Origin of the sequence: Bartonella phoceensis (assembly GCF_902825145.1) — a bacterium.
GTDB lineage: Bacteria > Pseudomonadota > Alphaproteobacteria > Rhizobiales > Rhizobiaceae > Bartonella > Bartonella phoceensis.
This window is the reverse complement of the sequence record NZ_CADEAD010000072.1, coordinates 1-259: the sequence shown is the minus strand read 5'-3', so window position 1 is coordinate 259 and position 259 is coordinate 1. Positions and strand designations below refer to the sequence as shown.

1 pseudogene is annotated in these 259 nt (G+C 44.8%); it reads right to left on the bottom strand.

Features of this window, described 5'->3' with window-relative positions:
• Positions 1-259 (bottom strand): annotated as a pseudogene (locus tag J7R07_RS08125) (hypothetical protein); the annotation flags it as partial.

Genomic DNA, 259 nt, shown 5'->3' with positions numbered 1-259 from the left:
GCACCAAGAGCAATCGAACCTTTACCGTTAATTTGTGCGTTATGACCAAGAGCAACCCCACCCTCAGCAGAAACAGATGCTTGTGTACCTAAGGCAATGCCGTTTAAAGAACCATTCTGAATATCAGAACTCAACGATTTTACAGATGCGCCATAACCAAAAGCAAGCGCTCCGCTGGAAAATGTGTCAACACTGGCTTTGCTACCAAGAGCAACAGAGTTTTCTGCATCAGCTATAGCATCTGCAAAATCTTTGCCAG